Here is a 22,083-nt window from a genome sequence, read left to right as displayed (position 1 = left end):
CAGAACCTCGGCCGCCCTCATACCTTGAGAAAATCCATAGTGCGGTTCGCGAGAACCGTCCAGCGGATCTCTCACGGAGTCTCCATGAACGCAGTCCACGAAGCGGGATGCCTGATCGCGGGAAAGTGGGTGACCGACGGCCCCAGCTCCGACCGCATGGGCCCCTACGTCCGGCAGACCGTCAGCCGGGCCCGTACCGCGACCGACGAGGACATCGGCGCCGCGCTGAGCTACGCGCGGCGCTCGGCCAAGGCGGTCGCGCGGCTGGCGCCCGCCACCCGCGCCGCCATCCTGGAACGCGCCGCCGCCGCGGTCACCGCCCGGGGCGAGGAGTTCGCCCGGCTGCTGGCGCTGGAGCTCGGCAAGCCGCTCAAGGACGGGCGCGGCGAGATGTTACGGGTGGCCGACACCTTCGCCGTCTCGGCGGCCGAGGCCCGGGCGATCGGCGGCGAGGTCCTGCCGGTGGCGGGCTGGGCGCGCGGCGTCGGCAACACCGCGCTCACCCAGCGCGCCCCCGCCGGCCCCGTGCTGGCGATCACGCCGTTCAACGCCCCGGCCAACCTCCTGGCGCACAAGCTCGCCGCCTCCTTCGCCGCGGGCAACACCACGATCGTCAAACCGCCGCCGCAGGCCCCGGCCGTGTCCACCGCCCTGGTGGCGCTGCTGCTCGACGCCGGGATGCCGATGGAGGCGGTCCAGGTGCTGCACGGCGGCGGCGACGTCGGCGCCCGGTTGTGCGCCGCGCCGGAGATCGCCGTGGTCAGCTTCACCGGCGGCGTGCTCGCCGGGCACGCGGTGGCGCACGCGGCCGGGCCCAAGCGCGTGCTGCTGGAGCTCGGCGGCAACGCGGCCACCATCGTGTGCGAGGACGCCGACGTGGCCGAGGCCGCCCGGGTGTGCGCGCGCACCGGCTACAGCAACTCGGGCCAGAGCTGCATCTCCGTCCAGCGCGTGTACGTCCAGCGCGCCCGGCTGGCGGAGTTCGTGGCCGCGCTGACCGCCGAGGTGAAGGGCCTGACCGTGGGCGACCCGCTCGACCCCGGCACGGACGTCGGCTCGATGGTCGACGACGCGGCCGCCGAGCGGGTGGTCACCTGGACCGCGGAGGCCGTCCGCGACGGCGCCACGGTCACGACCGGCGGCGAGCGCTCCGGCTCGGTCATGGCGCCGACCGTGGTGGCCGGGCCGCCGCCGCACGCGCGGGTGGTGCGCGAGGAGGTCTTCGGGGCGCTCGTCGCGGTGCTCCCCTACGACGGCTTCGACGAGGTGATCGAGACCTGCAACCGCAGCTCGTACGGGCTGCAGGCCGGGCTGTTCACCCACGACGTGCGCCGCATCGTCACCGCCTGGCGCGAGCTGGAGGTCGGCGGCCTGGTCGTGAACGGCTCCTCCAACTTCCGGCTCGACCACGTCCCGTTCGGGGGCGTGAAGGACTCCGGCATCGGCCGCGAGTCGCCCCGCTGGATGATCGAGGACTTCACCGTGACCAAGACCCTGCTGCTGCGCGGCCTGACGATCTGGGGAGAACAGTGACCACCACGGCCGCCCACGCGCTGGTCGCCCAGCTTGAGGAGCTGGGCGTCGAGTACGTCTTCGGCACCTGCGGGCACACCAACATCGCCGTCCTGGACGCGCTGGCCGACAGCCGCATCCGCTTCGTCATCGCCCGCCACGAGCAGGCGGCGGCGCACGCGGCCGACGGCTACGCCCGCGCCTCGGGCCGGCCGGGCGTGCTGCTCGTGCACGTCGGGCCGGGCCTGACCAACGCCGCCACGGGGGTGATGACGGCGGCGCTCGACTCGGTGCCCCTGGTGGTGATCTCCGGCGACATCCCCTCCTACTACCACGGCCGGCATCCGCACCAGGAGGTCAACCTGCACGCCGACGCCGACCAGACGTCGATCTTCCGGCCCTTCGTCAAACGGGCCTGGAGCGTGCACCGGGCCGAGGACCTGGGCCGGGTGACGGAGCGGGCCTTCTTCACCGCCACGACGGGCCGGCCGGGAGCGGTGCTGGTCAATGTGCCGATGGACGTCTTCTCCCGGCCGGCGGCGCCCTACCCGCCGATCAGCCGGGCCGCGCCGCCGGACCTGCCGCCCGCCACCGCCGAGCTGATCGCCGCGGCGCTGGCCGCGGCCGAGCGGCCGCTGATCTACGTCGGCGGCGGGCTGCGCGAGGACGCCGGCGCGCTGATCGCGCTGGCCGAGCACCTGGACGTGCCCATCGCGCACTCGCTGATGGCCAAGGGCACCGTGCCCGACGCGCATCCGCTGGTGCTGGGCATGACCGGGTTCTGGGGGCTGGAGCTCACCAACACCTACGCCCGTGAGGCCGACGTGGTGCTGGCCCTGGCCACCCGGTTCGCCGAGACCGACGCCAGCTCGTGGGATCCCCGCTACACCTGGGACTTCACCGACAGCATGCTGATCCAGGTCGACATCGACCCGGCCGAGATCGGCCGGAACTATCCGGCCGCGATCGGAGCGGTCGCCGACGTGCGGCTCGCGGTCAAGGCGCTGGCCGCCGCCGTCAAGTCCCATCCGCAGGCCGAGCGCCCCGAGCTGCGCGGGCGCATCCACGCGGCCAGGTCGGAGCTGTTCGCCGCCAGCAGGCGCCGGGGGCTGAGCGCGGACTTCCCGCTCCGGCCCGAACGCATCCTCGCCGACCTGCGCGACGCGCTGCCGCCGGACGCCGTGCTGGTGACGGACGTGGGCTGGAACAAGAACGGTGTCGCGCAGTGCTACGAACTGCCGCCCGAGGGCCGCTTCGTCACCCCGGGGGGCGCCTCCACCATGGGGTTCGGGCCGGCCGCCGCCGTCGGCGTCCAGCTCGCCCGGCCGGAGGCGACCGTGGTCGCGCTCATCGGCGACGGCGGCATGGGGGCTCAGCTCCCGGCGCTGCCGATGGCCGTCGAGCAGGGCGCCCCCGTCGTCTTCGTGGTCATGAACAACAGGTCGCACGGCACGATCTCCGACCTGCAGTCCACCTACTTCGGGCGGAGCCACGGCTGCGACTTCACCGGCCCCGGCGGGCTCCCGTACAGCCCGGACTTCGCCGCGCTGGCCCGCGCCTGCGGCCTGGACGGGCACACCGTCGGGGCGCCGGAGGAGTTCGGCGTCGCGCTGCGGGCCGCCGTCGCGAGCCGCCGGCCGGCGCTCATCGACGTCCCGATGGTCAACGAGCCCGTTCCGACGCCCGGGCACTGGAACATCAAGGACATCTACCAGGGCGTCTTCACCGACTGAAACCGTTGCGCGTTCGATATTTCCTCAGCGACTCCCTGACGTTATAACGAACGTACTAGTTCGTGAATTAAATCTCACCACCCCCCTACGAGGTGAACCGTGCGTTTCACGAAAGTCTCCATCGCAACCGCGGCCCTGATAGCACTCGCCGCCTGCGCTCCTCCCGGCCAGCAGGCCGAGACCGGAGCCACCGCCACCGGCCCCATCAAGATCGCGAATGTCAACGCGCAGAGCGGGCAGCTCAGCTCGCTCGGCCAGTGGGAGCACAAGGGCGTCAAGCTCGCCATCGAAGAGGTCAACAAGGCGGGCGGCATCAACGGCCGGCAGATCAAGCTCGACCTGTTCGACAGCCAGGGCGACCCGACCGTCGGCACGAACGTGGCCAGGAAGATCGCCAGTGAGGGCTACGTCGCCATGCTCGGCACCGCCGAGAGCGCCGTGACGCTGGCCATGGCGCCGATCCTCAAGGACGCCAAGATCCCGAACATCACCTCGGGCCAGTCGCCCAAGCTCGCCGAGCTCAAGAGCCCGTTCCTGTTCCTGAACGCGCCCACGAGCGTCACCTTCGACGAGACGCTGGCCAAGTACCTCATCGACGACAAGGGCAACAAGAAGGTCGCCCTGATCAGCAACAACGGCGCCTACGGCTCAGGCGAGCACGACGCGTTCCTGTCCTCGCTGAAGACCAGGAACGTCACCCCGGTGGCCGACGAGGTCGTCACCCCCGACCAGAAGGACTTCAACTCCAACCTCGCCAAGATCCGCGAGCAGGACCCGGAGGTGCTGTTCATCGGCGCCGAAGAGGTGCAGTCCGGGCTGATCGCCAAGCAGGCGCGCGAGCTGGGCCTGAAGGCGCTCTTCGCCGGCGGCGCCCCGATGGGCACCGACGTGTACGCCACCACGGCCGGGCTCAAGAACGCCGACGGCTCGATCGTCAGCTCCCCCTACCTCAGCAACGACGCCAGCGACGCCATCAAGGCCTTCGCCGCCAAGTACAAGGCCGCCTACAACGAGGACGCCCGCATGCACGTGGCCAAGGCCTACGACGGCGCCTCCATCATGATCGAGGCGCTCAAGCAGACCGGCGGCGAGGGCGGGCAGAAGCTGGCCGACGCCATCCGCGGCGTCAAGCGCGCCGGGCTGCTGGGCGACTACAACTACGACGCCAACGGGGTCGGCATCCACGCCACGAAGATCGGCCTGGTCAAGGACGGCAAGGTCGTTCCCGAGGCCGCGAGCTGACGTGCAGGTCTTCCTTCAGACCCTGATCGGCGGGGTCACGTTCGGAGCGGTGTACGCGCTGGTCGCGATGGGCTTCTCGATCGTCTACCGCACCATGGGCCTGGTCAACTTCGCCCACGGCAGCGTCGTGATGATCGGCGCGTACGCCGCCTCGACGTTCTACCTGGCCACCCAGCTCCCCTTCGCCGTCGCGATCGTCGTGGCCATCGCGGTCACCGGCCTCATCGGCCTGGTCATCGAGCGTTTCCTGCGGCCGCTGGAGAACAAGGACTTCACCCTGATGCTGATCGGCACGATCGGCTTCGGCGCCGTCCTGGAAGCCGGCGCCGTGCTGATCTGGGGGGCCACCGGGCACGCCGTGCCCTCCCCCGTCGCCACCGAGCCCATCGACCTGGCCGGCGTCCGCATCCCCACCTACAACCTGCTCGTCATCGCCATCGCGGCGGCGGCGACCGGCCTGCTCGCGCTGTTCCTGCAGCGCACCAAACGCGGCGCCGCCATGCAGGCCGTCGCCATGGACCACCAGGCCGCCACCGCGGTCGGCATCCACGTCGGCCGCAGCAACGCCATGGCCTTCGCCATCGGCGCCGGCCTGGCCGCCCTGGCGGGCAGCCTCATCGGCCCCATGCTCTACGTCAACCCCACCATGGGCGGCACCCTGGGCATCAAGGGCTTCGCCGCCGCCATGCTCGGCGGTTTCGGCAGCATGCCCGGCGCCATCGTCGGCGGCCTGGCCTTCGGCCTGCTCGACTCCTTCGCCGCCGGCAACTTCCAGGAATACTCCGAACTCGTCACCTTCCTGGTCTTCGCCCTCGTGGTCATGATCCGGCCCACCGGCATCTTCGGAGAGGCAACGGTGAACCGCGCGTGAAAAGACTTGCCCTCATCGCCCTCGCCGTCGTCGCGGCCTGGCTCCTGCCCTACGGCCTCGGCGGCTACTCCATGCACGTCGTGGACGTGGCCCTCATCTTCGCCATCCTGGCCATCGGCCTCGGCCTGACCATGGGTGTGGCCGGGCAGATCAACCTGGCCCAGGTCGCCTTCTTCGGGGTCGGCGCCTACACCGTCGCCATCCTCACCACCGAGGCGGGCTTCGGCTTCTGGACCGCCGCCGTGCTCGCGATCGCAGCCGCCGTGGTCTTCGGCGCGCTCGTCGGCATCCCCGCCCTGCGCATGCAGTCGCACTATCTCGGCATCGTCACCCTCGGCCTGGCCCTGGCCTTCACCAACTGGGTCACCAACTCCACCATCGCCGGCCGCGCCGAGGGCATCAGCGACATCCCCGTCCCGCCGCTGTTCGGCATCGACCTGTCCAGCGGCTACCTCTTCTACTACGTCGAACTCGTCGTCTTCGCCGTCGCCCTGGCCTTCGCGCTGTTCGTCACGCACTCCCCGCTCGGCCGCCGGCTGCGCGCCATGCGCGACGACGACCTGGCCGCCGGCGCGCTCGGCGCTGAGATCCCGCTGCTGCGCATGACGGCGTTCGTGCTGTCCGGCCTGTACGGCGGCCTGGCCGGCGTCCTGTACGCCGGGCTCATCCGTTTCGTCGCCCCCGAATCGTTCAACATCGCCAACATGTTCCTCCTCCTGGCCATGGTGATCATCGGCGGCCGGGCCAGCATCATCGGCTGCGTCATCGGCGCCATCGGCCTGGCCATGGCCAGGGAGGCGCTGCTCGACGCCGCCACCTACGCCCAGCTCGGCTACGGGCTCGTCGTCGTGCTCGCGGTGGTCTTCGCCCCCCAGGGCCTGGCCGGGCTGCCCGGCCAGCTCCGCGCCCTGCTCACGAAGCGCGGCGGCGGCTCGCCGGTGCGGCTGGGCCCCTTCCGGCCCTACGATGCCGCGCCCGGCGGGAACACCCTCGACATCCAGGGCGTGACGATGCGGTTCAAGGGCCTGACCGCCCTGGACGACGTCTCGCTCGCCGTGCCCGCCGGCCAGATCAGGGGCGTCGTCGGGCCCAACGGCTCGGGCAAGACGACGCTGTTCAACATCGTCAGCGGCTTCTACACGCCGAGCGCGGGCAAGGTGCTGCTGGGCGGGCGGGACGTGACGGGGGCGCCGCCGTACCGGCTCTCCCATCGGGGCGTCGCCCGCACCTTCCAGAACCTGCGCCTGTTCGAGGACCTGAACGTGCGCGAGAACATCCTGGTCGGCCTGGACCGCACCAGGACCGCCTGGATCTGGCGCTACGCCGCCCTGCCGTGGAAGGTGTTCGGCTACGCGCGGGCGCTCGACGCCCGGGCGGATGAGATCATCGGCCGCTTCGGCCTGGCCGACTTCGCCGGCGCCACCCCGCGCTCGCTCCCGTACGGCATCCAGCGGCGCATCGAGATCGCCCGCGCCCTGGCCATGTCCCCCACGCTGCTCCTGCTCGACGAGCCCGCCGCCGGGCTGAACGGCGAGGAGGTCCGCCAGCTCGGCGACATCGTCCGCTCCATCAGGGACGCGGGCGTCACCGTCGTGGTGATCGAGCACAACATGGGCCTGGTCATGTCACTGTGCGACCAGGTCACCGTGCTGGCCGGCGGCAAGGTGATCGCCGACGGCACGCCCGCCGAGGTCGCCATCGCCCCGGCCGTCGTGCAGGCCTACCTCGGCGACTCCATGGCCGCCCCCACCGAGACCGCCGCCGAGGAGGCGACACGATGACCACTCTCACCGTGGAGGGGCTGTCGGTGCACTACGGCGGTGTCCGGGCCGCCCACGACGTGTCCTTCAGCGTCGAGCCCGGCCAGTCGCTCGGCATCATCGGCGCCAACGGCGCGGGCAAGACCTCCACCCTCAAGGCGGTCATGGGGCTGGCCCCCCGGCAGGCCACGGCGATCCGCTTCGGCGAGCAGGATCTGCTGCGGGCCGCGCCGCACACCCTCGTGCGGCACGGCCTGGGCTACGTCCCGGAGGGCAGGCACATCTTCCCCGGTCTCACGGTGGAGAAGAACCTGCTGCTCGGCGCGTACACCACTAGCTGGAGACGCACGCCCATCGACGAGGTGTTCGACCTGTTCCCGGTGCTGGGCGAGATGCGCCACCGGCTGGCCGGCGCGCTGTCCGGCGGCCAGCAGCAGATGCTCGCCGTCGGCCGCGCGCTCATGTGCCGCCCCAAGATGATGCTCCTCGACGAGCCGTCCATGGGCCTGTCGCCCATCCTCGTCGCGGAGATCGCCGCGGTGCTCAAACAGCTCAACGCCGACGGCCTGGCGATCCTGCTCGTCGAGCAGAACGCCAAGCTCACCTTCGACGTGACCACCACCTGCCTGGTCATGGAGAACGGCGAGATCGCCGCGACCGGCACCTCGGCCCAGCTCCGCGACGATCCCCAGGTCCGCCGCATCTATCTGGGTCTGTGACGGCCCTCGGACACGCTTTCGTACATGATCGTCCAAGCTGAGCTCGGGCGATCGACCCGGTCTCGGCCCACTCCGTCGAGCAGGTGCTCAGGCAGTACGTCGAGGGGCCGGTGGAGGAGGTGGCCGCAGGCTCGACGCTGAACGAGCGGTTCGTCGAGCTGGTGGGCGCCGATCCGGTGCGCCCGCTGGAGTGGCTGGCATGACCCGCACCTTGTTCGCGCTCAAGCTGCGCCTGCTCCGCAACGGCCCGGCCCTTAGCTGAGCAGGCCGCGCAGGCCCTTGGCGAGGAACAGCACGCCGAAAACCAGGATCAAGAGCAGGGTGAGGGCGCCGTTGTGCCGGATGAGCCAGCCGCGCATGCGCTGCAGGCGCTGCTGGCCGCCTCCGCTGAGTGCGGTGGCGTAGGGGGCGAGGACGCCGATGCTGCCGATGACGACGAACGCGGCGGCCAGGATGAGTTGCCGGCCGAAGGGGAGGGGCTGTTGGGCGGCGGCGATGGCGCCGCCGGCCAGGGAGGCGAGGTTGACCGGGTTGGCCACGATGAGCAGGGCCGCCACGCCGATGATCTTGGGGGTGGTCATCGTGTCCATGGCGGCGATCCAGCGAGGCACCTCGGGGGCTTTGCCTTGTTTGCGGCGGGCGGCCCTGCGGATGCCGGCGATGGTCATCAGGAGCAGGAGCAGGCCGATGATCAGGGCGAGCCAGGCCGGCCAAGCGGGCTTGGCGTGTGCGGTGGCGCCGAGGCTCCCCAGCAGGGTGATGAGGAGGAGCAGGACGAACCAGCTTATGATCAGCCAGGTGGCCTCGAAGAGCAGGGCTTTGGCGCGGCCGTCCGCGCTGATCAGCAGGGCGATGACGGCCACGACCGGGAACGGTGAGACGATCAGCCCGAGGGTGAAGGGCAGCATGTCGGCGAACGCCTTACCCATGGTCACTTCCGTGGTAGGCGGCGGCTGCGGCCTCGTTGGAGTCGTAGAAGATCAGATCGAGACCGTAGTGCGCCAGCAGGTGGCGCAGGGCGGTGGTGGCGCGGGTGAGGGCGAAGGTGACGCCGCGTTCGTGTAGCGTGTCGGCGGTTTCGCGGAGAGCCTGAGCGCCGGTGGTGTCGACGTCGGTGATGGCTTCGGCGTCCAGGATGATCCACCGGGCGCCCTGGTCGGCCAGGTGGGCGATCTCGGTTTTGAAGGTGTCGGCGTTGGCGAAGAAGAGCTGGCCCTCGAAGCGGTAGACGGTGAGCGGGCCCTCGGCCGAGCCCGCCGGGCCTTGGACGTAGCGGCCGTGTTCGCCGGGTCGCAGGGTGGCGGTGCTGGGGCGGGAGGCACGCCGTACGACGTCCACCGCTGAGAGCAGGAAAGCGATGATGACGGCGGTGAGAGAGCCGAGCACGGGGACACCGAGCAGGCACACGGCGGCGATCCAGAACTCCGAGCGGCGCAGCCGCCATAGTTCGGCCAGCTTGCGCACGTCGATGAGCCGGACCACCGCGACGGCGACGATGCCGGCCAGGGCGGTGTTGGGCAGGTAGGCGAGCACGCCGGAGAGGAAGGCGACCAGGACGGCGACCACGATCGCGCAGACGGCGCTGGGGACCTGGGAGCGGGAGCCGGTGGCGTCCATGGCGGCGGTACGCGAGGCGCTGGAGCCGACGGTCATCGACTGGGTGAGCCCGGCGGCGATGTTGGCCAGGCCGAAGGCACGCAGTTCGGTGTTGGCGTCGAGGGAGTAGCCGTGTTGTTCGGCGTAGCGGCGGGCCGTGAGCAGGCCGTCGGCCAGGGTGACGGCGCAGATGGCGATGGCGCCGGGGATGAGGGCGGCCCACTGGCTGAGCGTGACCTGCGGCCAGTGCGGGTGCGGCAGGCCGGAGGGGACGTGGCCGAGAACCGAGACGCCGCGCTGGTCGAGCCCAGCCCAGGCCACGACCGCGGTGGCGAGGACGAGTGCGATCAGCGGGCCCGGCAGTGCGGGGGCGAGCCTGCGCAGCGTGGCGATCACCAGCATGGTCGCGACGCCGACGATGATGCTCCACAGGTGAGCCTGCGGAATCTTGGTGATGATCTCCCAGAGTTCGGGGAAGAACCGCTCAGCGGTGGTGTGGATGCCGAGGATCTTCTTGATCTGGCTGGTGAGGATCTCGACGGCCAGCCCGGCGATGAAGCCGACCAGGACGGGCTCGGACAGGAAGTTGGCCAGGAAGCCCAGCTTGAAGGTGTAGAACAGCAGGAACACGACCGCGCAGACGAGCGCTTGGGCGTAAGCGAGCTCCGCGTACTGCGGGCTGCCGGGGCGGGCGGCGATCGCGATGAGCAGGGAAGCGATCAGCGCGGCGATGGGCGCGTCGGGGCTGGCGACGAGCTGACGGGAGGAGCACAGCAGCGCGAACACCAGCATCGGCACGATCGCGGCGTACAGGCCGACGATCGGCGGCAGCCCGGCGATCTGCGCGTAGCCGATGTTGAGCGGGATGGCCAGCGCGGCGAGGGTGATACCGGCGGTGATCTCCCTGGGCCAGCTCAGCGGGCCGCGCATGCCCGCGGCGAACCAGGTCACGGCAGCAGACCGCCCAGCCCTGCGCTGGCCGGCAGCGCGCCGATGGCCGGTTGCACGACAATCACCGCGATGACTGGGATCGGGCCGATCTCCACGAACAAGGCGAAAGGCAACAGCTCCCCAGCAACCCCACCCCTACCACTCCCCCCAGTTGTGACTGGCGTACCCCTTTGACCTGGGATGATGCTTGACGATCTCGCAGGCTTTCCCTGGCCCCTGCCTGGCTACAAACCAGGGATCGGCCACAGGAGAGGAGGCTGCGGGTGGGCTGGTCCGCCGTCCCCGGCTGGGCGGCGCTGCGCGGCTACCAGCGTGCGTGGCTGCGCCCGGATCTGCTCGCGGCGCTGTCGCTGCGGCCGTGCTGCTGATCGGCCATTACGCCGCGCGTCTGCCCGGCCCGCTGATCGATGTGGCGGCATTGCGCAGGCTGTGGCGGATCCGCCGCGCCGACCTCGTGCGCCGACGTGCTGCGCACCGAACTGCGCCGCCCACCGCGCCAACCACCCCGAACATTCACCAGCGGTGCGATCGGCGCGTCCGCACCGGCGGAGCCTCCTGGACCGGCTGCGCGCCCTGCCGGCCAGGCGACACTCAAGCGCCTGACACCCTGGCCTGATGACCGTGCACGATCAGGTCTACCTCCTGGCGAACGAACAGGCCCATCACTCCTGTGACGCGGGTGAACGCGTTGAGCGGCCATGCGCTCGCCGCCGCTCCTCACCGGGAGAAGGGAAGGCAGGTGAGCCCGGCCCCGCCCGCGGAAGAGACGATCACTCACCCGATATGGTCACTCTTGAACCTCTCCTGGCCTTCATCGGAGACGGGCGAGGGCAGCACCGTCCCATGGCAGACCTTCCCTTTCATGACCGCACCGACTTCGAGGCCGCCGACCGCGGCTTCGTAGCCGCGCTGAGCCCCGCAGTGGTGAAGTCGGACGGCCGCGTCGTGTGGGACAGCGACTCCTACCGATTCCTGGAGCAGGAGTGCCCGGACAGCGCGCATCCCAGCCTGTGGCGGCAGGGGCAGCTGTGCGTCAAGCAGGGCCTGTATGAGGTGAGCGGCGGCATCTATCAGATACGCGGCCTGGACCTGTCGAACATGACTCTGATCGAGGGTGAGACGGGTGTCATCGTGATCGACCCGCTGCTGTCGGTCGAGTGCGCGGCGGCGGGGCTGAAGCTCTACCGCGACCAGCGAGGCGACCGCCCGGTCGTCGCGGTGATCTACACCCACTCCCACGCCGACCACTTCGGCGGGGTGCGCGGCGTCACCGACGGCGGCGTGCCGATCCTGGCGCCCGCCGGGTTCCTGGAACACGCGGTCTCGGAGAACGTCTACGCCGGCACCGCGATGAACCGCCGCGCCACCTACATGTACGGCCCGGCTCTGTCCCGCTCGCCGGAAGGGCAGATCGGCTGCGGGCTGGGCATGACCACTTCGACCGGGACGATCTCCCTCATCCCGCCGAGCAAGGACATCACGCACACGGGGCAGGAGGAGACGATCGACGGCGTACGAATCATCTTCCAGCTCACCCCCGACACCGAGGCCCCTGCGGAGATGAACTTCCTCATCCCCGACCGCCGGGCACTGTGCATGGCCGAGAACGCCACGCACAACCAGCACAACATCCTCACCCTGCGCGGAGCGCTGGTCCGCGACACCCGCATCTGGTCGCGCTACCTGACCGAGGCGATCACCCTGTTCGCCGACCAGGCCGACGTCGTCTTCGCCTCACACCACTGGCCCACCTGGGGCAGCCGGAACATCGTCACCTTCCTGTCGCAGCAGCGCGACATGTACGCCTACATGCACGACCAGACGCTGCGGATGATGAACAAGGGCATGACGGGCACCGAGATCGCCGAGACGATGCGGATGCCGCCCGCCCTGGAGCAGGCGTGGCACACCCACGGCTACTACGGCTCGGTCAGCCACAACGTCAAGGCCATCTACCAGCGCTACCTGGGCTGGTTCGACGGCAACCCGGCCCACCTGTGGGAGCATCCGCCCATCGAACAGGCGCGCCGCTACATCGAGTGCATGGGCGGACGCGACGGCGTCCTCGCCTTCGCCCGCCGCTACATCGACGACGGCGACCTGCGTTTCGCCGCCTCGCTGCTCAACCACGCCGTCTTCGCCTACGAGCACGACAGCCAGGCGCGCTCGATGCTCGCCGAGGTCTACACCCGCCTCGGCCACGGCGCCGAGAACGGCACCTGGCGCAACTTCTACCTGGTCGGCGCGCTGGAGCTGACCGGCGACGTCGTCCCCGCCAACCTCGACACGACCTCGCCGGAAATGATCGAGGCCCTGGCGGTTGAGCAGATCTTCGACTCCCTGGCCATCCGCGTCGACGGCCCCAAGGCATGGAGCGAGAGCCTGGCCATCGACTGGCGACTGACCGATCTGAACCAGCGCCACCGCACCACGCTGTCCAACGGCGCGCTCATCCACCAGGCCGACCCGCCACAGCAGCCGGTCGACCTGACGCTCACGCTCACCAAGCAGCAACTGCTCGGCCTGCTCACCAGCAAGTCAGCCGACGGCATCGAGCACGAGGGCGACATGAACGCGCTGAGCCGCCTGACGTCGGTCCTGGAGAACCCGGACCCCGCGTTCGCCATCGTGACGCCCTGAGGCGAGCAGGCCGCGCTCGCAGGCCCTGACGTATCAAGGACACGGGCCCCTGGCCGAGCCCGCGGCGGGTGACTGACTTACCCCCCCCCTTGATCAGGGAGGACGCGAGACAATGTCGCAGACTCACTTCACCTACTGGACGAGCACCACCACGCCTTATCCCGTCGGCTCCTTCAGCTTCGCAACGGAACTCACGTACGCCGGCGGCACGTCGGTCCCAGCCCAGGCTCGCCGTGCGGACACCAGCCGCCGGCAGTGCCGCCCCAGCGCGGCGGCCGTCGCCCAGCGCGGCACCTGCACGCGCGAAGCGACCCTTCGGGCGGCCCTCAGCGCGCTCACGACAGTAAGGGTGTCGAAGCGGTTGGCGGGCCGGCTGTCAGGGGTCCAGGCCACGGCCAGCATGCCCCCCAGCAGCCCCAAGACCATGCCGACCAGGAAACCGCCCAGATTGGAGTAGACGAAGGACGCCAGGGACAACAGCACCGCGATCAGGCCGAGGAATACCCGCTGGCCGGGCTGCAGCCAGACCAGAACCCCCGCGATGATCAAGACGAGGGCGAGGAGGTAACCGGCTCCTACCGTGCCGAACATGACGGCCACGGCCAGCGCGTCGATCGCGAGCGGGATGGACAGCAGCTCCATCCCCGCCACCACGATCAACAGCCCGCCCCAGAACGGCCGGGAACGCCGCCACGACTTCACGATTTTCCGCCCTTCGTCTCGCGCAGTGCCCGCCTGCCGTCCGCCAGGCCGGGCCAGGTCCGCCTCAGTAGCACTCGTGCTCGCCGCGCATCACGTTGAGACCGAGGTCAGGCAGGCTGAACGTCGCGGCCGTGACGGCCCACGCGCCCAGCCTGACATTGTGCAAGGTGACCGCTCTGGCCTGCCCGCCGAAGGTGCCGGCCGGCCCCCTGCCACCGGGTACCTCGTCCAAGGTGCTGGCGTCACGGCCCAGCTCAAGGTCGCGAATGGAGGCGGCGGTCTGTCCCACCGCCACATCGATCACCAGGTCGTCGATGATCACCTCGTTGCCGCCCCGGCCGCCGGTGAGCCGGATCGTGATCGTGCCCACGGGTGTCTTCACCAGCGCGCTCGAGCACAGCTCGGTGATCGCGGCCCGCCGGATGCCCGCCACAATGACGGGGATGAGCCGGTCCTTCCTGGTCCGGTCCACGTCGCTGGCCAGGGAGAAGCCCTGGCCGCGCAACTCGGCGGCGAACAGTTTGAAGCTGCTGCCGGACACCACGAACGTGGCGCCGATGACTCCTTGAGCCGTGGCCCCGACCAGCAGCGACGTCATCACCGCGACAGGAACGAGGATCAGGCCGAAGCGCTTCCATCGCACGCGTCCCTGCTCGGCCATGATGCGCTCCACTTCACGCCGGCCCCGGACAAGCCAGCGAACTTACAGTGAGTCATAGACGGTCACAGTCCGGTCTATCGCCGAGCATGCGGGACGTTCACCCTGCTCGTCGACTTACACGCCGGACGCAGCGGCGCTTATGGCCTGCGTCTGGACAAATTTGCCGATAACCAGAAAGGGCCTCTCTCGGGCACCGGTCGCAAGCTGGGCAGGCCACGATCAGTTCTCAAGATGATCTGCGTTATCCGGCAAGATGGCGGTCGTTGTCCAGGTGCGAGCTGGGCGTCCGCCGTCTGGCGTGGGAGCTTCGTTTCCCGGTTATCTGGCAACCTGGCGGATCCGGGAGGGTGGCGGGATGGATCCGGTCATCGCCGGCCAGCACCGGCCGCTCCACGCACACCCGGCGCGCCTATGGAGAACGCAGCGCCGACGTTGCACAGCGGCCGGAGTCCGCAAGACCAAGAACGGCCGGGAGACCGCCCGCAAACAAGGCAAGGTCGGCGGCCGCCGCGGCACGAACTGCTCAGCGATGACCCGGCCCGAAGGAAGCTGGCCAGGCTGCCGGCCATCAACATGGTCCATGCCAGAAAACCGCCGCGAGAACCACATCGGCTGGCCAGCAGGACGGACATCGAGGCGACGACGATCGCACCGTCAACTGCGAGCGGGATGAGAACCGCCGCCAGGTGATCCTCGCCGTGCCGGAGACAGCGCTCGTGCATGTGGCGGAACGACACGACCGCCGCGATGCCCCGCGAGAAGAAGAACCCCCGTGATCGTCGAGCGCTGGATGCGGCGCACGACCCCATATTCGGCTCTACGGCTGTTCAGCCCTCCCGACCAGGGAGAACAAGCGCGGTGGAGGCGCTGAACGGCATGTACGCATCGCCTGTGCCCCTCTTCCGACACGTCCACTAGGTGGACCTTCCGCTCCATATTGACCGGCCCTTTGGGCGCGATCTATCGTGCGTCCATCAGCCGGATCTATTCATCCACCTAGTGGACTTTTGAGGAGATGGCCATGGTCCGTCGACGAGAGTTACTCCTGGGCGCCGCTGCCGCCGCCGTGCTGGCGCGGCCCGGAACGGCCGCCGCCACCACCACCACCACGCACCGCGGCGACAGGGACTTCCCCAAGATCGGCGGCAACCTGGCCAACCAGAACCACAGCCGCCTGGGAGACCTGCACCGCGGCAACATCAGGCGGTTGCGAGCCGCCTGGGTCAACAACATCGAGGGCGGGCTCATGGCGGGCAACAGCCAGAGCACCGCGGTGGCCGTGAACGGCGTCCTGTACATCGAGTCGGCGCTGGGCAACGTCGTCGCCGTGGACGGCCGTACCGGCGCGACCCTGTGGAAGTACGAGCAGACCCGCGGCGCCGTCACCCGGCGCGGGGTGGGCATCGGCGGCGGCCGCGTCTACACCTGCGCCAACGACAACTGGCTGATCGCCCTCGACCAGCGCACCGGCCAGGTCATCTGGGAGCGGCAGCACAACGGCTACGGCAACCTGGAGAAGGTCGCCGTGATCTACCACGACGGCCTGCTCTACTGCGGCACCAACGACGGCCCGCGCGGCTCGGCGCTGGCCTTCGACGCCGGCACCGGCGACCTGGTGTGGCACTTCTGGGGCACGCCGGGGCCCGGCGAGTTCGGCAACGACACCTGGGAGGGCGACTCCTGGCAGAACGGGGGCGCGACCCCGTGGATGCACTGCGCCATCGACCCCGACCTGGGGCTGGTCTACTGGACGTTCGGCAACGCGCGGGGCGGGCGCTCCTCGCAGGACGGCTCCGAGCGCGGCGGCCAGAACCTGTTCGCCAACTCGATCGTGGCCATGGACCTGAAGAGCGGCGCCTACCGCTGGCACTTCCAGTCCATCCACCACGACATCTGGGACATGGACAACGTGATGGCGCCCGTCCTGGTCGACGCCCGCGTCCACGGCCGCCTGCGCAAGCTCGTCGTCTACGGCAGCAAGACCGGCATGTACTACATCCTCGACCGGGCCGACGGCTCCGCGCCGCTGGGCATCGACGAGCGGCCCGTGCCGCAGGAGCCCCGGCAGAAGACCTGGCCGACCCAGCCCTTCCCGCGTCAGGGCGGCTGGACCGAGCAGACGCCGCTGTGGCAGCCGCTCGGCACCGAGATCCCCGGCGCGCCGCACCGGGCCGTCCCGAACTACCGGATCGGGTCGCTGTACACCCCGCACTGGGACGTGCCCGTCCTGACCATCCCCGGCCACGGCGGCGGTGCCGACTGGAACCACCAGTCCTTCAGCCACAACACCGGCCTGGTCTACACGGGCTTCGGATACGTCGCCGCCGCCCACTCCCTCACCGAGTCGGCCAACGGGCTGCGCCCGCCCGGCGAGTACATGACCGGCGGCGTCGTGGCCGTGGACCCCGGCACCAACCGGGTCCGGTGGAAGCGGAACCTGCCGTACTCGCTGGCCCACGGCAACGGCATCCTCACCACCGCCACGGACCTGCTCTTCATCGGCCAGCCGGACGGCCACCTGCTCTGCCTCGACGCCCGCGACGGCCGCGAGTTGTGGCGCTGGCAGACCGGCGCCGCCGTCAGCAGCAGCCCGATCTCCTACGAGATCGACGGCGAGCAGTACGTCGCCGTCTACGCGGGCGGCACCAGCATCCCGTACGGCAACTCCGCCGCCCGGGGCGACCACCTGTGGGCCTTCAAACTCGGCGGCTCCGTCCCCCCGGCGGCCACCCCGCCCCCGCCCGTCATCCGGCGGCCGGTCTCGGGCGGCCCCGTGGACGGCGGCGCGGTCGGCAACACCGTGGTGCTGGCCCGCACCTACGAGGGCGGGCAGGTGGGCACCGTGGAGTCCACGGCCGTGAACGGCATGGCGCCCACCCACCTGCGGGTGCCGGTGGGGACCACGGTCACCTTCGTCAACCCCGCGGACAACGTCAACGTCCACGGCGCCACCCAGTTCTTCGAGGGCCTGTTCGACGTGCGGCTCAAGCCGGGCGAGTCGTTCCAGTACACCTTCACCAAGCCGGGCGAGTACTTCTTCAACGACAGCTTCAGCCCCCGCCCGACCGGCAAGATCGAGGTCCTGCCCGCCTAGCCGGCGATCACCGCGACGTCGGGCTCCAGCAGCGGGAAACGCTCCAGCACCAGCGGGTCGTGGCCGGCGACCACCAGATGGGGGCCGCCGGCCAGCTCCTTGATGCGGTCGAAGGCGCCGTACATGCCGGTCATGCTGTGCAGGATCGGGAACGGGCGGTCGCTCTCGATGTTCTCGTAGAAGTGGCTGGCGTCGGAGGCCAGCACCACGTCGCCGCGGGCGGTGCGGACCCGCACCACCTGCATGCCCGCGGTGTGGCCGCCGACCAGGTGCACGCTCAGGCCGGGAACGACGACGGCGTCGCCGTCGGCCACCGTCACCCGGCCGTCCTCGCGGGCGGCCAGCAGGTGGGCGAGGTCGTCGTCGTTCAGCAGCCAGCGCTCCCTGGCGATGCGCTCCGCCCAGGGGCCGGTCCAGTAGTCGAGCTCGGCCCGCTGCACGACGTAACGCGCCTCGGGGAACTCGCTGACGGTGCCGGTGTGGTCGTAGTGCAGGTGGGTCAGCACCACGTGGCCGACGGACGCGGCCTCGACGCCCAGGCCCGCCAGGGCCTCCACGGGCGAGCGCAGGTAGTCGATGCCCTCGGCCCGCGCGGCCCGCGCGCGGCTGATGCCGGTGTCGACGACGACGGTGTGCTCGTCGGAGACGGCCAGCCAGACGTAGTAGGAGGTCGGGTGGGAGCCCTCCCCGCCAGCCTCGTAGCCGTGGAAGTGCTCGCCGCGGCGGGCGTCGCGCCGGGCGTAGCGGAGGGCGTAGACGCGGAAGTCGCTCACACGCGCACCGTTCCGGCGCCCTTGAGGCCGAGCTGGTCGGTGGGGACGCGGTAGGTCTCCCTGGCGGTCGCCACGGCGGCCACGTTGACCAGGCAGAGCACCGCCGTGATGATCGAGACGCCGAGCCAGCTCCCCTGGCCGGTGCCGGCCACGGCGGTGGCGACGGAGGGGGCGAACCCGGCGATGGCGAAGCCGATCTGGGTGCCGATCGCCATGCCGGACAGGCGTACCCGGGTGGTGAACATCTCGCCGTAGAACGACGGCCAGACCGCGCTGGTGGCGCTGTGCACGACGCCGAACATCAGGATGCCCACCACGAAGATCAGGGCGAAGCTGCCGGCGGAGATCGACCACAGGTAGGCGAACATCAGCACCGCGCAGCCGAGCGAGCCGCCGATGAAGACCGGCTTGCGCCCGACCCGGTCCGACAGCCGGCCCCACAGCGGGATCGTGATCACCGCGGCGACGTTGGCCAGCACGCCCACCCAGAGCATGGGCCCCCGCTCCAGGTGCATCGTGTTGACCGCGTAGGACAGGGCGTGCACGGTGAAGATCGTGCTGACCGAGGCGATGACCGCGGCCACGACCACGCGCAGCACGTCGCGCCAGTGGTCGTGGAAGAGCACCGCGAGCGGCATCTTGGCGACCGAGTTGGTGGCGACCTCGCGCTCGAAGGCGGGGGTCTCCTCCAGCGTACGCCGGATGATCACACCGACCACGGCGACCACGACGCTCAGCCAGAACGGCACCCGCCAGCCCCAGCTCAGGAGCTGCTCCTCGGGCAGGGCGGCGATCGGCAGGAAGATCGCGGTGGCGATGATCTGGCCGGCCTGGGTGCCGTTCAGCGTGAAGCTGGTGTAATAGGCGCGCCGGCCCTCGGGGGCGTGTTCGAGCGTCATGGAGTTGGCGCCCGCCTGCTCACCGGAGACGGAGAAACCCTGGAGCAGGCGCAGCAGCACGAGCAGCACCGGCGCGAGCACGCCGACCTCGTCGTAGGTGGGCAGGCAGCCGACCAGGAACGTGGAGCCGCCCATCAGCAGCAACGTGGTGACCAGGACCCGCTTGCGGCCGAACCTGTCACCGATGTGCCCCATCACGAAGGCGCCGACGGGCCTGGCGAGATAGCCCACGCCGAAGGTGGCCAGCGCGAGCAGCGTGCCCGTCGCGGGCGAGGCGGCCGGGAAGAAGATCTTGTTGAAGACCAGCGCGGCCGCGGTGCCGTAGATGAAGAAGTCGTAATACTCCAGCGCGCTGCCGATCCAGGCGGCAACGGCTGCTTTACGAGGTTTGCCCTGCTCCGTCACGAGATGCTCCTTACGCTGCGATTGGGGGAAAAACGCAGTGGCAGGAAACTAACTCACTGGTTCGTACATTACAAGGGTGTTCCGGCCGGATCACCACTCGCGGGGCTGGTCAGCGCCCTCGCAGGTAGCCCACCACCATGTCCCCCACCATCCGGCGGAGCCTGGACCGGTGCTCGGGCGCGGTCATGTCCCGCCCGAACAGGGCGCCGAAGGTGTGCTGGTTGGCCACCCGGAAGACGCAGAACGAGCTGATCAGCATGTGCACGTCGACCGCGTCGGCCTCGGCGACGAAGTCGCCGCTCGCCGTGCCGGCCTCCAGGATGACCGCGATGAGGTCGAGCACGGGCGTGCCGAGGTTGGCCAGCGCCTCCGACTTGCGGATGTGCTCGGCCTGGTGGATGTTCTCGATCGCGACGAGCTTGATGAAGTCGCGGTGCGCGTCATGGTGGTCGAAGGTGAGCTCGGCCAGCGTGCGGATGGCCTCGACGGGCGCCAGGTGCTGCACGTCGATCAGCCGCTCCATCGAGCGGACCTGGGCGTAGGCCTGCTCCAGGACGGCGATGTAGAGCCGCTCCTTGCTGCCGAAGTAGTAGTAGATCATGCGCTTGGTGGTGCGCATGCGGGCGGCGATCTCGTCCACCCGCGCACCGGTGTAGCCGTTGCGCGCAAACTCCTGCTGAGCGACCTCGAGAATCTCCGCCTTGGTGCGGTCGGCGTCTCGCACACGTTCCGCGGCGGCAGGCTGAGAGGTCATTCGCCCATCTTAGTGACCGCCGGAATGTTGCACCGCGAGCCGGATGGGTGCGTTTCCCGCTCCGTATCCCTGATAGGCGCCGACGCGCTGGACGATCTCGAAGAAGACGCGGCCCACCGTGACGGTGTACAGGTGCAGGAACTCGCCGTGCTCGTCCCGGTCGTACAGCACCCCCAGCCGCCGCAGTTCGGGGCTGACGTGATGGCGGGCCTCCAGGTCGTCGTAGTAGTTGGCCGGGATCGGCAGCAGCAGCTCCGGCTGCTCCTCCCGCAGCCTGCGGGCGACGGCCAGAACGTCGTCGCAGGCCAGCGCGACGTGCTGCCAGGGGACGTCGCCCGCGCCGACCCGGGCGACGTTGAGCACCATGCGCACCTGGGCGTCGCCGGAGCCCGGGGGCCCCGGGGGCCCCGGGGGCGTGGACATCGCCTTGCTGCGCAACAGGCCGTAGGGGTCGGGCAGTTCGAGGCTCTCCTGCGGGCGCAGCCCGAGGACGGTGCGGTAGAACAGCGCGGCCTCGTCGAAGTAGTGCGAGGGCTGGGTGAGCGCCACGTGGTCGATGCGGGTGATCGCGCCGGGCACCGCCACGATCGGGCCGAAGTCGGCGAGCCAGGCCGTGTCGCAGAAGAAGATCTCGGTGCCGTCCGGGGCCGCGACGGCCGCCAGCGGGGCCTCCTTCGGCGCGCGCTCGCGCGGCAGCACGGGCGACAGCAGCGACTCGGCGTGCTTGACCGAGCCGCCGGGGTCGGGGCTCTCCAGCCCGATGGCGATCAGCGCGGGGTCGGTGCCGGTGGTGTTGAGCAGTAGCCGGGCTCCGCCCTGCGCCCACAGCTCGACCGGTTTGGTGGGGTGTTCGCCCGCGCGGGCGAAGCCCAGCGCGCCCAGCACCGCGCCCAGCGAGCCGGTGTCGGCCAGTTCGGCGAAGGCGAAACCGGTGGGGACGGCGGGGTGCGCCACATGGCCCAGGTTCTGCTCCAGGGCGATGAGCGAGCGCATGCCGTCCACCGCGGTGCGCTCCACGTCGGCCTGGCGGAAGACGTCGTTGAACACCTCCAGCGACAGCGGGCCGGTGTATCCGGCGTTCAGCACGTGCTCGGTCAGCCCGGTGAGGTCGAAGGTGCCCTGGCCGGGGAAGCAGCGGTAGTGGCGGCTCCACTGCAGCACGTCCATGGCCAGCAGCGGCGCGTCGGCGAGCTGGAGGAAGAAGATCTTCTCGCCGGGAATGGCCTCGATGCCGATCGGGTCCGAGCCGCGCGAGAGGATGTGGAAGCTGTCCAGGCAGGTGCCCAGGTTCGGATGGTCGGCCATGCGCACGATGCGCCAGGCGTGCAGATACTCGTTGACGTGCCGGCCCCAGGCCAGCGCCTCGTACGCGATGCGGACGCCGTGCTCGGCGGCCCGCTCGGCCAGCAGCCGGAGCTGCTCGGCGGCCAGCTCGTCGTCGCCGATCGCGGCGGGCGAGACGTTCGAGCAGACCAGCAGCAGGTCCGCGCCGAGCCGCTCCATCACGCGGAACTTGTGCTCGGCCCTGCGCAGATTCCGGGCCAGCGCCTCGGCGGGCACCGCCTCGAAGTCGCGGAAGGGCTGGTAGAGGTCGATGCCCAGCCCGAGATCGGCGGCACGGGCCCGGATCTCCTCAGGGGGCAGCGGGCAGACGATCAGGTCGTTGTCGAAGATCTCCACTCCGTCGAACCCGGCGGCGGCGATCGACTCCAGCTTCTCCGTCAGCGTGCCGCTGACCGACACGGTGGCGATGGATTTGCGCAAGACTCCT

The 22,083-nt window shown here is 70.3% G+C and carries 17 protein-coding genes; 8 read left to right on the top strand and 9 right to left on the bottom strand.

Annotated elements, in window-relative coordinates; genetic code table 11:
• The first annotated feature begins 84 nt into the window (after positions 1-84).
• From ACWD0F_RS36385 to ACWD0F_RS36360, 6 genes are all read left to right on the top strand, one after another.
• Positions 85-1,533: an aldehyde dehydrogenase family protein gene (locus tag ACWD0F_RS36385; protein ID WP_449884207.1), complete on the top strand. Its 1,449-nt coding sequence runs from the start codon at positions 85-87 to the stop codon at positions 1,531-1,533.
• The gene (locus ACWD0F_RS36380) at positions 1,530-3,245 is read left to right on the top strand and encodes a thiamine pyrophosphate-binding protein (protein ID WP_449884204.1); all 1,716 of its coding nucleotides are present in this window, start codon (positions 1,530-1,532) and stop codon (positions 3,243-3,245) included. Before ACWD0F_RS36385 ends, ACWD0F_RS36380 begins: the two co-directional genes overlap by 4 nt.
• A gap of 99 nt (positions 3,246-3,344) precedes the next feature.
• Positions 3,345-4,487: an ABC transporter substrate-binding protein gene (locus ACWD0F_RS36375; RefSeq protein ID WP_449884202.1), complete on the top strand. Its 1,143-nt coding sequence runs from the start codon at positions 3,345-3,347 to the stop codon at positions 4,485-4,487.
• Between the two features lies 1 nt (position 4,488).
• On the top strand, positions 4,489-5,358 hold the full coding sequence (locus tag ACWD0F_RS36370) for a branched-chain amino acid ABC transporter permease (protein ID WP_449884199.1): 870 nt from the start codon (positions 4,489-4,491) through the stop codon (positions 5,356-5,358).
• Positions 5,355-7,139 carry a branched-chain amino acid ABC transporter ATP-binding protein/permease gene (locus ACWD0F_RS36365; protein WP_449884196.1) on the top strand — a complete coding sequence of 595 codons (1,785 nt, stop codon included), beginning with the start codon at positions 5,355-5,357 and terminating at the stop codon, positions 7,137-7,139. Before ACWD0F_RS36370 ends, ACWD0F_RS36365 begins: the two co-directional genes overlap by 4 nt.
• Positions 7,136-7,837, top strand: a complete 702-nt coding sequence (locus ACWD0F_RS36360) for an ABC transporter ATP-binding protein (RefSeq protein WP_449884193.1) — start codon at positions 7,136-7,138, stop codon at positions 7,835-7,837. Before ACWD0F_RS36365 ends, ACWD0F_RS36360 begins: the two co-directional genes overlap by 4 nt.
• A gap of 254 nt (positions 7,838-8,091) precedes the next feature.
• On the opposite strand, the gene ACWD0F_RS36355 is transcribed toward ACWD0F_RS36360, so the two are convergent.
• Both ACWD0F_RS36355 and ACWD0F_RS36350 read right to left on the bottom strand, forming a co-directional pair.
• On the bottom strand, positions 8,092-8,766 hold the full coding sequence (locus ACWD0F_RS36355; RefSeq protein ID WP_449884191.1) for a GAP family protein: 675 nt from the start codon (positions 8,764-8,766) through the stop codon (positions 8,092-8,094).
• Positions 8,759-10,384 (bottom strand): SulP family inorganic anion transporter, encoded by a 1,626-nt coding sequence (locus tag ACWD0F_RS36350; RefSeq protein WP_449884189.1) that lies wholly within the window; start codon positions 10,382-10,384, stop codon positions 8,759-8,761. The genes ACWD0F_RS36355 and ACWD0F_RS36350 overlap by 8 nt, the downstream gene beginning before the upstream one ends.
• Positions 10,385-11,227: 843 nt before the next feature.
• Here ACWD0F_RS36350 and ACWD0F_RS36345 point away from each other — a divergent pair.
• Positions 11,228-13,024, top strand: coding sequence for an alkyl/aryl-sulfatase (locus ACWD0F_RS36345; RefSeq protein ID WP_449884186.1), 1,797 nt, complete (start codon positions 11,228-11,230; stop codon positions 13,022-13,024).
• A gap of 156 nt (positions 13,025-13,180) precedes the next feature.
• Here ACWD0F_RS36345 and ACWD0F_RS36340 read toward each other — a convergent pair whose 3' ends face one another.
• The 3 genes from ACWD0F_RS36340 to ACWD0F_RS36330 all read right to left on the bottom strand — a co-directional run bounded on the left by ACWD0F_RS36340 (position 13,181) and on the right by ACWD0F_RS36330 (position 15,196).
• Complete coding sequence (locus tag ACWD0F_RS36340; protein ID WP_449884184.1) at positions 13,181-13,726, bottom strand: DUF6114 domain-containing protein; 546 nt, start codon at positions 13,724-13,726, stop codon at positions 13,181-13,183.
• Positions 13,727-13,790: 64 nt separating this feature from the next.
• On the bottom strand, positions 13,791-14,387 hold the full coding sequence (locus ACWD0F_RS36335; protein WP_449884181.1) for a DUF6230 family protein: 597 nt from the start codon (positions 14,385-14,387) through the stop codon (positions 13,791-13,793).
• 365 nt (positions 14,388-14,752) lie between these two features.
• Positions 14,753-15,196 carry a DUF2637 domain-containing protein gene (locus ACWD0F_RS36330; protein WP_449884179.1) on the bottom strand — a complete coding sequence of 148 codons (444 nt, stop codon included), beginning with the start codon at positions 15,194-15,196 and terminating at the stop codon, positions 14,753-14,755.
• A 212-nt stretch (positions 15,197-15,408) separates the two neighbouring features.
• Between ACWD0F_RS36330 and ACWD0F_RS36325 the strand changes: the two genes are divergently transcribed.
• Positions 15,409-17,481 (top strand): outer membrane protein assembly factor BamB family protein, encoded by a 2,073-nt coding sequence (locus ACWD0F_RS36325; RefSeq protein ID WP_449884176.1) that lies wholly within the window; start codon positions 15,409-15,411, stop codon positions 17,479-17,481.
• Here ACWD0F_RS36325 and ACWD0F_RS36320 read toward each other — a convergent pair.
• The 4 genes from ACWD0F_RS36320 to ACWD0F_RS36305 form a co-directional block, all read right to left on the bottom strand.
• Positions 17,478-18,254: an N-acyl homoserine lactonase family protein gene (locus ACWD0F_RS36320; RefSeq protein WP_449884173.1), complete on the bottom strand. Its 777-nt coding sequence runs from the start codon at positions 18,252-18,254 to the stop codon at positions 17,478-17,480. The two genes, ACWD0F_RS36325 and ACWD0F_RS36320, sit on opposite strands and share 4 nt — an antisense overlap.
• On the bottom strand, positions 18,251-19,558 hold the full coding sequence (locus ACWD0F_RS36315; RefSeq protein WP_449884170.1) for an MFS transporter: 1,308 nt from the start codon (positions 19,556-19,558) through the stop codon (positions 18,251-18,253). Before ACWD0F_RS36315 ends, ACWD0F_RS36320 begins: the two co-directional genes overlap by 4 nt.
• 109 nt (positions 19,559-19,667) lie before the next feature.
• Entirely contained in the window at positions 19,668-20,312 is a 645-nt protein-coding gene (locus tag ACWD0F_RS36310; protein ID WP_449884167.1) for a TetR family transcriptional regulator, read from the bottom strand.
• A gap of 9 nt (positions 20,313-20,321) precedes the next feature.
• Positions 20,322-22,076 (bottom strand): bifunctional sugar phosphate isomerase/epimerase/4-hydroxyphenylpyruvate dioxygenase family protein, encoded by a 1,755-nt coding sequence (locus tag ACWD0F_RS36305; RefSeq protein ID WP_449884163.1) that lies wholly within the window; start codon positions 22,074-22,076, stop codon positions 20,322-20,324.
• Between the last annotated feature and the right edge of the window lie 7 nt (positions 22,077-22,083).

This window comes from Nonomuraea sp. NPDC002799 (assembly GCF_053592075.1).
The sequence above is the reverse complement of the archived record's forward strand: the minus strand, read 5'-3'. Positions and strand labels throughout refer to the sequence as shown.